Consider the following 13,273-nt stretch of genomic DNA (forward strand, 5'->3'; position numbering starts at 1 on the left):
TGTTTTTCGCTCAGTTGACCTGGGCGTCGATCAGCGCCTGGGCGACCGCTACCAGCGAGCCGGCCGGTCCGCCCTTGCCGAACATCTGGCCTGAGGCATAAGTACCTTCCAGCAAGAGCAGCAGGCCATCGGCCAACTGATCTGGATCACGCGCTCCCATGGCCTGGCTCATATCGACCAGGCGCGCACGCAATGCGCGTTTGTTGGCCCGTGCGACTTCCAGCGCGGGATGGTCGCCATGCGGGTACTCCACGACGGCATTGGTCAGTCCGCAACCTCGGTAATGATCGTGCGTGGCGCGCTGGGCAAGTCCCGTCATGTAGGCGATCAATTGCGCTCGCGCATCGGTTGGGTGCTCTGCGCGCGGTGCTTCGAAAATCGCCCAGAAATCGGTTTCGTAATCGCGCAGGTATTGCGCGGCCAGGTCGTCTTTTGAGGCGTAGCTGCGATACAAGCTTGGCTTGGTAACGCCGGCGCTGGTGACGATCTCATCCACCCCGACCGCGCGGATGCCCTGGCGATAGAACAGCTCGCTTGCGGTCTGCCGGATACGCTCGGCGGCGCGGAGCTTGGAAGGCGCTTTGGGCGGGGCATCTTTGGCGGTCATGGGGGCACTGGCATTGACGATGTTACCGATCGGTACGTATGATCGGGAGCAGGCCCGTACCGATCGGTAACATGACTATAATCCAGCGCCGCCCCTGGGGCCAGAACTACGCATTCGTGGTGGCTGGCGTGATCTTCCTGGCCTTGCTGGCGGCGGCGGGCGTGCGCGCCGCCCCTGGCGTGCTGATCCTGCCATTGGGGCAGGCGTTCGGCTGGAGCCGCGACAGCATTTCGCTCGCCGCCGCCGTGGGCATCTTCTTGTACGGGTTGGTTGGGCCTTTTGCCGCGGCCCTGATGCAGGCGGTCGGCATCCGACGCACCCTGATTGCCGCGCTTTCGTTGATGGCGGTATCCATTGCGGCGAGCCACTGGATGACCCAGCCATGGCACCTGCTGCTGAGCTGGGGTGTGTTCTCCGGGTTGGGGTCGGGCTGCGTGGCCATCGTGCTGGGCGCGACCGTGGTCAATCGATGGTTCGTCCGCCATCGCGGACTAATGCTCGGCCTGCTGACCGCCAGCACTGCAACAGGCACCTTGGCATTCCTGCCTGCCTTGGCAGCGATTGCCGAGCATGGGGGCTGGCGGCCGGTGGTCTGGACCGTGTCGGCGGTCTGTGCGGTCCTGGTGCCGCTGGTATGGTGGTTGTTGCCCGAGCGTCCGGCCGATGCGGGACTGTTGCCTTACGGCGCCGATCCAGCCCTGGCAAGGACTGATGCCCCGCGCCGCAACCTGCTCGGTATTGCGCTGGGTACCCTGGCGCGAGCGTCGCGGCATGGTACGTTCTGGTGCCTGGTCGGCACGTTCTTCATCTGCGGCTTCACCACTAATGGCCTGATCGGTACACACTTCATCGCCATGTGCGGCGACCATGGCATCCCCGAGGTACGCGCGGCTGGATTGCTGGCGATGATGGGCTTTTGCGACTTGATCGGAACGACATTGTCAGGCTGGCTGACTGATCGTTTTGATTCGCGCAAATTGCTGTTCATGTACTACGGCCTGCGTGGGGCATCGCTGATCTGGTTGCCATACTCGGATTTCTCGTTTTCCAGCTTGTCGATATTCGGCGTGTTCTATGGCCTGGACTGGATCGCCACTGTTCCCCCGACGCTGAAGATCGCCGCGGAAACTTTTGGCGACAACGATGCGCCCGTTGTATTTGGCTGGGTCGCGGCCGGTCATCAAATGGGGGCGGCGACGGCGGCGTTCTTTGCCGGCTCGATGCGTACTTACACAGGAAACTATTTCGAATCACTCGTGATCGCCGGATGCCTGGGCATCGTGGCATCTTTCCTGGCGATTGCCATTCGTCGTCGTCCCACTTTGTCACCGCAGCCCGCATGATGCTTTGCACCAGCAAAAAGTTGTGTTATCACTAGCCACATGACCCGCCACGTACCCGCCCTGTATTTTTGGTTTTACGGCTATCCGAAGCCACGGGCGGAGGCATGGGTGCGATCGTCGTAAACGAAGATCAAGCAAGAATCCCAGACCAAACCGCCAGCCTCCACTGGCGGTTTTTTCTTGCCGCCACGGAGCTCCAACCCAAGGAACCGCACCGTGAGCAGCCACACCGACGATTTACGTATTCGCAGCATCGAGCCCCTGAGCACTCCCGAGCAGGTCATCGGTGAATATCCACTGCGTCATGAGGCATCACGAACCGTCAGCAGCGCCCGCGTGGCCTTGCATCGCATTCTTGCCGGCCAGGACGATCGCCTGGCCGTGGTGATCGGCCCCTGTTCGATTCACGACCCCCAGGCTGCGCTGGACTATGCGCGACGCCTGCGCCAGCAGCGCGATCGATTGGGCGATGCGCTGGAGATCGTGATGCGCGTGTATTTCGAAAAGCCGCGTACCACAGTGGGTTGGAAAGGCCTGATCAACGACCCGGATCTGGATGGCAGTTTCCGCATCGACAAGGGTTTGCGCATGGCGCGTGGCGTGCTGCTGGATATCAACGCCCTGGGCCTGCCGGCTGGCTGCGAATTTCTGGACATGATTACCCCGCAATACACCGCCGACCTGGTCGCCTGGGGAGCCATCGGCGCGCGTACGACCGAAAGCCAGGTGCATCGAGAGCTGGCATCGGGTCTGTCCTGCCCGGTGGGTTTCAAGAATGGCACCGATGGCAACGTAAAGATCGCTATCGACGCGGTGCAGGCATCCTCGCAGCCGCATCATTTCCTGGCCGTGACCAAGCAAGGCAATGTCGCCATCGCTGCGACCTCGGGCAACGAGGACTGCCATGTGATCCTGCGAGGCGGGCATGCGCCCAATTACGATGCGCAAAGTGTGCAGGCAGCGTGTGCCGCGATGGAAAAGGGCGGACTGATGCCGCGCATCATGATCGATGCCAGCCATGCCAATAGTGGCAAGCAACCGGATAATCAGCCACAAGTCGCCGAGGATATCGCCAGCCAGATCGAAGCGGGCGAGCATCGCATCATGGGCGTCATGGTGGAGAGTCATCTCGTGGGTGGCCAACAGTCGTTACAGGCGGGCAGGGCGCTGGTCTATGGCCAGAGCATCACCGATGGTTGCCTGGACTGGGAGCGTTCGGTGGCTTTACTCGATCGCCTGGCGGCCGCTGTACGCGCACGCCGCACCCGTCAAGAAAGGCGGGTAGCCAACGGTTGACCGTGCAAGGGTATTCTTCACGAAGGGTTATCGTCGTGCTGTCCTATGCTCGCCACCTTGCCAACATGCCAAGGGAGCTCGCATGTCGCCGGACATCCAGCACGATCGCCATCGTCATCGCTTCGAGACGCGCGTGGATGGCGTGGCCTGTGTCCTCGATTACCAATTGAGTGAGCGGGTCATGACGGTTATCCATACCGTGGTTCCCGAAGCGGTGGCCGGCCGGGGCATTGCCGCCAATCTCACGCGTATGGCCATGGACACGGCGCGTCAGGAAGGTTGGAAGGTGGTACCCGCTTGTTCCTACGCTGAAGCGTGGATGCGGCGCCACCCCGAGTATGCCGACTTGCGCGCTTGATCGTTATGATCTGCCGAGCCCGCCATGGCGGCGGATAAAGGGCAGCCGGCTTTGAATTCACAAACGTTGTCCATGCCTGCATGGCAAGGGAGTCAGGCATGAATACCCGCAGCAAGCGCGCATGGCGCTGGCGCCCCTTCCACGCCATGCGCGCCCGTCCGCGCATGATGCTCTCGGCGTTGATCTTTCTCGTGGTCAGCGCTGTGCTGTATGCCGCTGGCGTGCGGTTGACCTTGGCGGTGCTACTCGGCTTCGACCTGGCTGCGCTGGTCTTCCTGAGCATGGTCGCATGGCTCTTCACCAAGGCAGGCCCCCAGCAAATGCGCTTGCAGTCGCGAGCGCAGGACAGTGGCCGGTGGGGCTTCCTTTGGAGCGGTATCCTGCTGAGTGGCGTGGTGATGGTGGCGCTGGGAACGGAATTGCACGCATCCAAAGACGGCAGCGTGGGCTCTATCGTGTTGTCGTCGATGAGCGTGATACTTAGCTGGCTTTTCATGAATACCATGTTCGCCATGCACTACGCCCATGGCTACTATGGTAATTTCGGCAAGAAGCATGAAGGTCTGCAATTCCCCGAGACGCCGCAGCCCGATTACTGGGATTTTGCCTACTTCGCCATCGTCATCGGCATGACCTTCCAGGTCTCCGACGTACAGATCACCAGCCGTTACCTGCGCCGCGTCGCCCTGTTGCACAGCGTGATCGCGTTTTTCTTCAACGTATTCATCATCGCGCTGACGGTGAATGTGGTGGCGGGCCAGGCGTGATGAATGGAGCATGGCCGGCTGTGAGGAGTTAGAGGTCAGGCGCGAAGGCACGGGGCTCTATTTCCTCACTGCTGACTCCTCGCAAGCGGCCCTGCAGCCGAACTGACCGCTGCCTGTCCGCCTCAATCGCGGAAATTATCGAACTGCAGCGGCACGTCGATCTTGGCCTGCTTGAGCACTGCCATGGCCAGTTGCAGGTCATCGCGTTTCTTGCCGGTGACGCGCAGCTTGTCGCCGTTGATCTGGGCTTCCACCTTCAGCTTGGCCTCCTTGAGCGCGGCGATGAGCTTCTTCGCATCGGCTTGCTCGATTCCCTGCTTGACGGTGATTTTCTGGCGTGAGCCGGCCAGGTTGGTTTCCGGGTCGGCCAGATCCAGGGCGCGGATGTCGATCTTGCGGCTACTCAGGCGGTTGCGCAGGATTTCCAGCATCTGCTGCAACTGGAATTCGCTAGGTCCCGATTGGGTAATGACGAATTTGTCCAGCTCGAACTTGGCGTCCGTGCCCTTGAAATCGAAGCGATTGGCCAGCTCGCGATTGGCTTGGTCGACCGCATTGGTCAGTTCGTGCTTGTCCACTTCGGAGACGACGTCGAAAGAAGGCATGGCAGGGTTCCTTGAGGGCGGACAAAAAAACAGTGTAAGCGATCGGCGGCGCGCTGGCGGATAATGGCGGTCCAGACTCAGGTGAATGGCGGTAGTGCTGTGAAAGTGGATGTATTGATCGTTGGTGCAGGCGCGGCAGGGCTGATGTGCGCCATGACGGCGGGCTATCGCGGTCGAAGTGTGCTGGTGGTCGATCATGCCAACAAGGTTGGCAAGAAGATCCTCATGTCCGGCGGTGGTCGCTGCAATTTCACCAATCTCGGCGTAACGCCAGCGCAATATCTTTCATCCAATCCGCATTTTGCCAAATCCGCCCTGGCCCGTTACACACCGGGTGATTTCATCGAGCTGGTGGAAAGGCACCGCATCGCCTATCACGAGAAGGAGCTGGGGCAACTATTTTGCGATGAGTCGTCCAAGCAGATCGTGCGCATGCTACTGGACGAATGTGAGGTGGCCGGCGTGCGCATCGAGACGAGTTGCGCGGTCGACCGCGTCACGCATGGTCAATCAGGCTTTACCGTGAAGACCACGCGAGGCGAGGTGCATGCCCAGTCGCTGGTGGTCGCCACCGGCGGGCTTTCCATTCCGAGCATGGGCGCTACGGGATGGGGCTACGAGCTGGCCCGGCAATTCGGCCATGACGTGCTTCCCACACGCGCCGGACTGGTGCCGCTCACACTCAGCGGCAAGCATCAGGAGCACTACCAGGACCTTGCCGGCGTGGCGTTGCCACAGGTGTCGGTAAGCGTGGGCAAGCATGCATTTCGCGCGGGCATGCTGTTCACGCACCGGGGTATCAGTGGCCCGGCGATTTTACAGATTTCCTCGTATTGGCATACTGGCGATGACTTGCGTGTCGACCTTTCGCCCGAGCTGCAAGCGGGTGACTGGCTGGTCGCGCAGCGGGCCGCGCGTCCGGCGGCCGAGCTGAAGAACGTCTTGGGCGATCTGTTGCCAAAACGCTTGGCACAGCGCCTTTGCGAGCATTGGCTGGGCAACCGGCCGATGCGGCAATGGCAGGAACATGAGCTTCGCGCGATGGCGCAGCGCCTGCATGACTGGCCGATCGTGGCCAGCGGCACGGAAGGTTATCGCACGGCAGAAGTGACGCTCGGTGGCGTGGATACCGATGGTCTTTCATCCAGTACCATGCAGTCGAAGAAAGTAGCAGGCCTGTACTTTATTGGCGAAGTCGTGGATGTCACCGGCTGGCTCGGCGGTTACAACTTCCAATGGGCCTGGGCCTCGGGCACGGCGGCAGGGCAGGTGGCCTAGGTAGACAAGGCTTTTGCTTTACCTGAACACGCTCCATGTTCCACTGCCTGTTCAAATGGTGCGAAGGAACATGACATGAAAGTTGGATTTATAGGCCTGGGTGCCATGGGCACGGCCATGGCCAGCAACCTGATCAAGGCAGGTCACGCGGTGACCGTGTGGAATCGCTCGGAGGCGGCCACCGCGCCGTTGGTTTCGCTGGGCGCGAAGGCCGCCAGCACCCCTGATCGGGCCGCGCAGGGCGATGTATTGCTCAGCATGCTGGCCAATGACAACGCTGTGCGCGAGGTTATCCTGCACGGTGGCTTGCTCGATGCCATGGATGAAGGCGCGGTTCACGTCAATCACGCCACCATCTCTGTGGAACTGGCGCACGAGCTGGCCGAGGAGCACGCCAAGCGTGGCTTGGGTTATGTCGCCGCCCCCGTGTTCGGGCGGCCCGATGTAGCTGCCGCGGGCAAACTCAATATCATCGCCGCAGGCAAAGCGTCGGCGTTGCAAAAAGCGCAGCCGCTGCTGGATGCCATGTCCGCCAAGGTGTGGCCCATGGGAGATGATCCGGTACGCGCCAATATCGTCAAGATTGCTGGCAACTTCATGCTGGTGACCGCGATCGAAAGCATGGCCGAGGCCAGCACGCTGACGCGTGCCCACGGGGTCAGCGCCCAGGATTTCCTGGACATCATGACCCAGACGTTGTTCGCCTCACCTGTTTATCAAGGCTATGGCAAGCTCATCGTCGAGCAGAAGTTCAAGCCCGCAGGGTTTACCTTGCCGCTGGTGTACAAGGACGTGAATCTTGCCTTGGAGGCTGGTGCTGCCAGGCGGGTACCGTTGCCATTTGCCGGCGTCCTGCGTGACACCGTGCTCGAGGCATTGGCGCAAGGGGATGAAGATCTGGATATCTCCGCGTTGTCGCAAGTGGCTGCGCGTCGCGCCAACCTTCCCGATGCATGAAGGGGGGCTGGTACAGGATGCAACTTGAATGGCGCCCGGGGGACGAGCAACAAAATCAGCCTAGTTTGCGGCGGCGACGCATCAGCCAGCTATCCAACTGATTGGCGAAGGCCTGACGATCGCGCTGATGGAATGAGGACGGTCCACCGGTATTGATGCCGGCACCGCGCAGCTCGTCCATGAAATTGCGCATCGACAGGCGTTGCGCGATGGTTTCGGTGGTATAGAGCTCGCCCCGGGGATTCACGGCGAGCGCCCCCTTGGCGATCACCGCGGCGGCAAGCGGGATGTCTTGGGTCACCACGAGGTCATCGGGCTGCGTGCGCTGAACGATTTCGTTGTCCGCGACATCCAGTCCGGAGGGCACCTGTACAGCACGCACGAAGCGCGAAGGTGGCGTGCGCAACCATTGGTTGGCGACCAGCGTCACATGGACCTGTTCGCGCTCGGCGGCGCGAAACAGGATCTCCTTGATCACGCCCGGGCAGGCATCGCCGTCCACCCATATCTGCGGGCCTTCGCTCACTCGGCAGCGTTCCAGTACAGGTGTCCGTCGATGACGGTGTTGGTCTTGCCACCCACCCAGATCGCGCCATCGATACGCACCCGCAACTGTGCGTCGTAGCCGATTTCGCGTCCCTGGCTCACCGTGTAACCCTGGGCCAGTTCCCCTTCGGGTTCGGCGTGGGCCAGATAGGCACCGATCAACCCGTTGGCGGCCCCCGAGGCTGGATCCTCGACGATGCCGACTCCCGCGGGCAGGGCACGCACCACCAATTGGTAGTCGGGATGGCGGGCGCGGGCGAAGACACAAATGCCCAGGCTGTCTGTGGCCTCAGCCAGTTTCCCGATGGCTGCATGGTCTGGCTGCCAGCCTCGCAGGCTCGCTTCATCGGCGCACTCGGCCACCCACCAATGGCGACCGCCCTCCACCAGCGCCGGTGGCAAGCGTCCCGATTCAATACCTGCGAGGGCGTCCGCGATCAGCGGATGGGCATGCATGCCTTGCGAGACCACCCTTGCCGGCGGTGACTTGAGCAGCAATTGGCGCGACGGCCCCTGGCCTTCAACGCGGATCGGCAGCAGGCCGGCCAGGCATTCTTGCCATAGCATGCCGTCGACGGGCTCGGCGATCCCGGCTTCCAGCACGGCGTGGGCACTGCCGATGCTGGGATGGCCGGCGAAGGGAATTTCCTTGTGCGGCGTGAAGATACGCACACGGTAACTGGCTTCAGGCGTGCTCGGTGGCAGCAGGAATGTGGTCTCGACCAGATTGGTCCAGCGCGCGAAACGTTGCATCTGGGCATCGTTCCAGCCGCGTGCATCGGTGACGACGCCCAGATGATTGCCGCCGCCGAGTGTGGCGTTGAAGACGTCCAGATGCAGGTATCGAATCGGATGCATGGGGTGTGTCATGGCGGCAACGGGCCGCACCAAAGCGCCAAATGATAGTCCTCCATGGCCGATTTGTGGCAGTGCAGCGAAACTTTGCCATGACTGACCGGTCGACAAGCACAAGCGGCCTCGTCAAGATGCCGCGTCTCTCCTGGGTTCCTGAAGGATCGCTCCCGCATGCCGGTCACCTTGATCATCATCGCCATCACCTGCGTGGTGTCGTTCGCCGCTTTCAACAACAGTCGCCTGCTCAATGACCTCATCTTCTGGCCACCGGCCATCGAGCGGCAGCGTGAGTACTACCGCCTGGTCAGCTACGGGCTGATCCATGCCGATTTCATGCACCTGCTGCTGAACATGCTGACGTTGTTCTTCTTCGCCCGATACGTAGAGCAGTTCTACACGCACACGCTGGGTATGTTCGGGTTTGCGCTCTTCTACCTCGGTGGCCTGATCGTATCGATCCTGCCTACCTACTTCGCCAATCGGGGCAACGCCAGCTACCGCAGCCTGGGTGCTTCGGGAGCGGTGTCGGCGGTGCTGTTCGCGGTCATCCTGTTCCAGCCATGGGCGACGGTAAGGTTGTATTTCGCCTTGCCCATCCCCGCGATCATCTATGCCGTGCTGTATGTGGGCTACTCGATCTACATGGACAAGCGTGGCGAGGGCAATGTCAATCACAGTGCACATTTGTGGGGCGCGGCATATGGCGTGGCATTTACCTTGATCGTGCGGCCAGAAATGCTGTCCATTTTCCTCGCGCAGCTGCAACGACCACACTTTATGATGTAAAACATCTACCGTGGCATGGCATCGGAATCACCGGTTTTGCTCACTCCAGATACATCTTGCCGGTGTTAATGCTCACTTGCCTGGCGCACAGAACATGCGTCGGAGCGTTTTGACCACCGCAGGAGTAAAGACGCATGGCAACGACCCGCAAGTCGGCCGCGAAGAAATCCGCGGCTAAAAAAGCGACCAAAAAGGCCGCCGCGCGCAAGAGTCGGGCAAAGAAAGCCGCTTCTGGCAAGACGGCCAGTTCCAGCGCGCCGGCCAAGAAAGTAGCGACGAAAAAGGCGGCTACCAAGAAGGTCGCCACCAAGAAGGTCGCGGCGAAGAGGGCTGTGAAGAAAGCCGCAAAGAAAACCGTGAAGAAGGCAACCAGGAAGGTCGTCGGCAAGTCTGGGGCTCGCAAGGCACCGGCAAAAAAGGGGGGGACTCGCAAGGCCGCCCCGAAGGCCGCGACCAGGGCTACCGCCAAGACCGCGGTTCGCAAGACTCCTGGCAAGGCTGTCGCTGCTCCTAAGGCGCCAGTGAAGGCGACCAGTAAGCCCGCCAACAAGCCGGCGACGCGCAAGGCTCCCGCTAGCAAGGTCGCGGTGAAGGTGCCTGTCGAGAAAAAGACATCCGTGGCTGTCGTGGCGAAAAAGGAGCCTGCTGTAAAGAAGGCCACTCCCACCAAGCCGGCAGCGGCCAGCAAGCCTGCATCGAAACCGACCGTCGCCCGTCCGACGCGACCCAAGGTGCGGCCACAGCCGGTATCGGATGAGCCCAAGCCGCATATCAGCCCCGAAGAGGCTGTCGCGCATATCCAGGCCTTGCTGGACGCCAAGCAAGAGCGCATCAAACAAGGACCGAACTGGCCTGGCGCCGAGCAACAGGCGCATCCGACCGAGCAGAGTCATCCGCCCCAACATGGTGGCGAGCATGCCAATCATGATTCGGGACTGGGGCAGCCGGTTCAATTGCAGGGCGATCTCAACCGCCGTAGCAAGATCTGATTGAATCGGTGGTGCCACGCGCAAGGACGCGCGTTGTCTTGATGGCTGACAGGTAAATGCCCGGTGGCTTGTTTTCCGGCAGCTCAGTACCCATTCAATGGGCTGGACCTAGCGTGGAAATCGCCAGGAACAGGAGGTCTGTCATGAAACGCTTACTTGCCGGTCTGTTGCTTGTCGCCGCGACAGCGGGGCTTTCCGGTTGCTACTACGACCCTGGCTACAGTTACGTACGCGGCGGCAGTTCTGCCGGTGACGCGTATTACGGCAGCGGCGGCTCGGTGGTATACGACGATGGCGGTTATTATCCGGGATATTGGTACCCCTCGTACGGTTATGGCGGGTGTTGTTACGGTCCTGGCATCAATGTCTGGTATGGGCACACCTATTACCGCGGTTATCGCGGCGGTGGCCCTGGATACTGGCACGGTGGTCGAGGCGGCTGGTACGGCCATGGTGGGGGTAACTGGCATGGCGGCGGCCATTGGAGCGGCGGTCACGGCGGTGGTGGACATTGGGGTGGTGGCGGCCATGGTGGTGGAGGCGGCCATTGGCGCTGAGTAGAGGGCACAATAGGCGGCATGCCAGTCATTGCCCATTTGCTACCGTTTCTTAAGAGATACATCAGGCTCGCGTCACTAGGTGCCGCGAGCCTTTTGTTTACCGGGTGCCAGACGATGGGCTATTACGCGCACGTCGCCCACGGCCAGTCGGAGTTGGTGCTTCATCGCCAGCCTATTACCAAGGTGCTTGAGGCACCTGGCACCGATCCTCACCTGAAGGCTCGTCTGCGATTGGCCCAGCAGGCGCGTCGGTTTGCTTCCCGCGCACTGTACCTACCCGATAACCGCAGTTACACCAGCTACGTCGCGCTGGATCGTCCTTATGTGGTGTGGAATGTGTTCGCCACGCCGCCTTATTCCGTCGATGCGGTGAGACAATGTTTCCCCTTTGCCGGCTGTGTGGCGTATCGGGGATATTTTTCCCAGGCCAAGGCAGATCACCATGCGAGCGAGCTGAAGGCCGGCGGCGATGATGTCTATGTCGGTGGTGTGGCGGCGTATTCGACCTTGGGTTGGTTCGCCGATCCAATCTTGAGCAGCATGATGCGCTGGGACGACGACGAACTGGCAAGCACGATTTTCCATGAGCTGGCGCACCAACTGATCTATGTAAAGGATGACAGCAGCTTTAATGAGTCCTTTGCCAGTTTTGTGCAGGCTGAGGGGCTGCGGCAATGGCGGCTGTCTCGTGGGTTACCGGCCAGCCAGGGACGCAGCGAAGCGATGGACGACAGCTTTACGCAGTTGGTCCTGGACTTGCGTAAACGCTTGCGAGTGGTATACGCGCAAGGTGGTGACACGGCTCACCTGGAGGCAGGCAAACAGCAGGAGATTGCTGCGTTTCGCCAACGCTATGCGCAATGGCGTGATGGCCAGTGGCCTGGGCGTCACGATTATGATGCCTGGGTTGCCGCGCCTATCAACAATGCGCGCCTGCTGCCGTTTGGTATCTACGATCACTGGCTGGCCGCGTTCGAGCAGTTGTACCGGCGCAGCGGTGCGCGATGGCCAGCCTTCTACCAGGCTGTGCGAGAACTGGCGCACCAGCCGCGCGTGCAGCGTGATGCGTCCCTGCAAGCCCTACTGACGGGCGGCGCGGCCGAGGCAGGTAACCCCATGCCGTGAGGATGGCTACAGCTTTGTCATGGCACCGCTTTGCGGCCGGCCATGTGCTTGAGGTAGGCGAGAAGGTCATTCAGGTCCGCATCGGATAACTGGTCACGTGAGAACCCTGGCATTTGTGCCGCGGGCCACCAGCGCAGCGATTTGGGATCGCGCACGAAGGCCCGGAGCAGGTCCGCGCGGATATATTCGGTAGGGTTGTGAGGGATATTCAGATCAGGGCCCTTCTGCGAATCGCCGCCCCCATTGAGCTTGTGGCAGGCCATGCACGTGCGTTGGAAGACGGCGAATCCGCGACGGGCCGGGCTATCGGCGGGCAGGGCGGAGTTCGGGCGCATCGCGGGAAAGCGTGCTGAGACGTCGGCCAGCTTACGGATGGTGGCCAATTCATACGGCCATTGTTCCTGGCCCACGTGCGCCGCTTCCGGTCGCGTCCAGACGACGTAAAACGGTCCGGCACTGGGCTTGCCTGCCGCCAAGGCCGGCCAGGGCTGGTTGGCCGGTTCGATTGCTAGCCATGCCTGGCTTCCGCGTCGATCGAGCAGGAGCGATGCGGGAATTTCAGCGGTGAACCCGTCGCTGGCGATGAACTGCAGGTGGTCATCCGGGCCAAGGCCGTCGAGCAGCGCAAGGAGGGGAACGGCGCGATAGCGCATCGGTTTTTTATAGGAGACATCGGCGGGAATATCGATCTGCCGCGCATCATGCCGGTCCAGCAATTGGGATGTGTGGTAAGTCTGAACCCCGTGGCCCAGGTCGATGTTCAGATCGGCAGCGTGGGCGGCGAAACTTAACCATCCCAAACAGAGCATCAGCCACAGACGGCGCATCGACATTTCCTCTTCCATCATGGACCCATCGGACAAGGCGAAAACTTCAGTTGATTTCGCCACCCATTGAAAAAGCATGGGATAACCGAATGTTTCAAGGGTAGCAACGGCCGGTTCTCGCGCGTGAATGAATATTCAGTCAGGTGCGCTTGAACTTTTACGAGGCGAACCCATCTAAGCATCATGATCGCCGTGAGGCGACCCGAAGTGGAACCGGCTTTGCCCGACCACTGAGGGGCTGGTCCATCCTTCCCCAAGGATCCCGGCCTGACAAACCCCGACGGCCCCTCCCCTGGCCCTCGGGGTTTTATTTTGCCTGTTGTCAGGCAGGAAGGGCGTCTACGGCGTCGCATGATGCCGCCGCAGGGACCATA

The 13,273-nt window shown here is 61.2% G+C and carries 15 protein-coding genes and 1 pseudogene; 10 read left to right on the forward strand and 6 right to left on the reverse strand.

The features are described from left to right. Nucleotides 1-10: 10 nt before the first annotated feature. Nucleotides 11-607: a TetR/AcrR family transcriptional regulator gene (locus tag VF436_RS11140; RefSeq protein WP_330904096.1), complete on the reverse strand. Its 597-nt coding sequence runs from the start codon at nt 605-607 to the stop codon at nt 11-13. Between the two features lie 71 nt (nt 608-678). Between VF436_RS11140 and VF436_RS11145 the strand changes: the two genes are divergently transcribed. The 4 genes from VF436_RS11145 to VF436_RS11160 all read left to right on the forward strand — a co-directional run bounded on the left by VF436_RS11145 (nt 679) and on the right by VF436_RS11160 (nt 4,371). Then, nucleotides 679-1,950 carry an MFS transporter gene (locus VF436_RS11145; protein WP_330904097.1) on the forward strand — a complete coding sequence of 424 codons (1,272 nt, stop codon included), beginning with the start codon at nt 679-681 and terminating at the stop codon, nt 1,948-1,950. 216 nt (nt 1,951-2,166) lie between these two features. Next, nucleotides 2,167-3,246 carry a 3-deoxy-7-phosphoheptulonate synthase gene (locus VF436_RS11150; RefSeq protein WP_330904098.1) on the forward strand — a complete coding sequence of 360 codons (1,080 nt, stop codon included), beginning with the start codon at nt 2,167-2,169 and terminating at the stop codon, nt 3,244-3,246. Nucleotides 3,247-3,328: 82 nt separating this feature from the next. Then, a complete protein-coding gene (locus VF436_RS11155) occupies nt 3,329-3,604 on the forward strand; it encodes a GNAT family N-acetyltransferase (RefSeq protein WP_330904099.1) in 276 nt (91 codons plus the stop codon). Between the two features lie 98 nt (nt 3,605-3,702). Beyond that, on the forward strand, nt 3,703-4,371 hold the full coding sequence (locus VF436_RS11160) for a DUF1345 domain-containing protein (RefSeq protein WP_330904100.1): 669 nt from the start codon (nt 3,703-3,705) through the stop codon (nt 4,369-4,371). Between the two features lie 122 nt (nt 4,372-4,493). Here VF436_RS11160 and VF436_RS11165 read toward each other — a convergent pair whose 3' ends face one another. Next, the gene (locus tag VF436_RS11165; RefSeq protein WP_330904101.1) at nt 4,494-4,976 is read right to left on the reverse strand and encodes a YajQ family cyclic di-GMP-binding protein; all 483 of its coding nucleotides are present in this window, start codon (nt 4,974-4,976) and stop codon (nt 4,494-4,496) included. A gap of 63 nt (nt 4,977-5,039) precedes the next feature. On the opposite strand from VF436_RS11165, the gene VF436_RS11170 reads away from it, so the two are divergent. Together VF436_RS11170 and VF436_RS11175 are read left to right on the forward strand one after the other, a co-directional pair. Beyond that, a complete protein-coding gene (locus VF436_RS11170) occupies nt 5,040-6,254 on the forward strand; it encodes an NAD(P)/FAD-dependent oxidoreductase (RefSeq protein ID WP_330904102.1) in 1,215 nt (404 codons plus the stop codon). Nucleotides 6,255-6,326: 72 nt separating this feature from the next. Then, a pseudogene (locus VF436_RS11175) lies at nt 6,327-7,211 on the forward strand (NAD(P)-dependent oxidoreductase); the annotation flags it as partial. A gap of 55 nt (nt 7,212-7,266) precedes the next feature. On the opposite strand, the gene VF436_RS11180 reads toward VF436_RS11175, so the two are convergent. Further along, complete coding sequence (locus VF436_RS11180) at nt 7,267-7,737, reverse strand: YaiI/YqxD family protein (protein ID WP_330904104.1); 471 nt, start codon at nt 7,735-7,737, stop codon at nt 7,267-7,269. Then, the gene (locus VF436_RS11185; RefSeq protein ID WP_330904105.1) at nt 7,734-8,615 is read right to left on the reverse strand and encodes a PhzF family phenazine biosynthesis protein; all 882 of its coding nucleotides are present in this window, start codon (nt 8,613-8,615) and stop codon (nt 7,734-7,736) included. The genes VF436_RS11180 and VF436_RS11185 overlap by 4 nt, the downstream gene beginning before the upstream one ends. Before the next feature lie 168 nt (nt 8,616-8,783). Here VF436_RS11185 and VF436_RS11190 point away from each other — a divergent pair, with 168 nt between their 5' ends. Continuing rightward, the gene (locus VF436_RS11190) at nt 8,784-9,398 is read left to right on the forward strand and encodes a rhomboid family intramembrane serine protease (RefSeq protein WP_330904106.1); all 615 of its coding nucleotides are present in this window, start codon (nt 8,784-8,786) and stop codon (nt 9,396-9,398) included. A gap of 40 nt (nt 9,399-9,438) precedes the next feature. Here the strand turns inward: VF436_RS11190 and VF436_RS11195 are convergent, their stop codons facing one another. Then, complete coding sequence (locus VF436_RS11195) at nt 9,439-9,786, reverse strand: hypothetical protein (protein WP_330904107.1); 348 nt, start codon at nt 9,784-9,786, stop codon at nt 9,439-9,441. 133 nt (nt 9,787-9,919) lie between these two features. Here VF436_RS11195 and VF436_RS11200 point away from each other — a divergent pair, with 133 nt between their 5' ends. The 3 genes from VF436_RS11200 to VF436_RS11210 all read left to right on the forward strand — a co-directional run bounded on the left by VF436_RS11200 (nt 9,920) and on the right by VF436_RS11210 (nt 12,072). Next, nucleotides 9,920-10,387: a hypothetical protein gene (locus tag VF436_RS11200; protein WP_330904108.1), complete on the forward strand. Its 468-nt coding sequence runs from the start codon at nt 9,920-9,922 to the stop codon at nt 10,385-10,387. Nucleotides 10,388-10,530: 143 nt separating this feature from the next. Then, a complete protein-coding gene (locus tag VF436_RS11205) occupies nt 10,531-10,944 on the forward strand; it encodes a hypothetical protein (RefSeq protein WP_330904109.1) in 414 nt (137 codons plus the stop codon). Nucleotides 10,945-11,061: 117 nt separating this feature from the next. Further along, nucleotides 11,062-12,072, forward strand: a complete 1,011-nt coding sequence (locus VF436_RS11210) for an aminopeptidase (RefSeq protein WP_330904110.1) — start codon at nt 11,062-11,064, stop codon at nt 12,070-12,072. Between the two features lie 17 nt (nt 12,073-12,089). On the opposite strand, the gene VF436_RS11215 is transcribed toward VF436_RS11210, so the two are convergent. Next, nucleotides 12,090-12,977 carry a cytochrome c gene (locus tag VF436_RS11215; RefSeq protein WP_330904111.1) on the reverse strand — a complete coding sequence of 296 codons (888 nt, stop codon included), beginning with the start codon at nt 12,975-12,977 and terminating at the stop codon, nt 12,090-12,092. Between the last annotated feature and the right edge of the window lie 296 nt (nt 12,978-13,273).

The organism is Dyella sp., from assembly GCF_036384435.1.
In the GTDB taxonomy this organism is placed as follows: Bacteria; Pseudomonadota; Gammaproteobacteria; order Xanthomonadales; family Rhodanobacteraceae; genus GSA-30.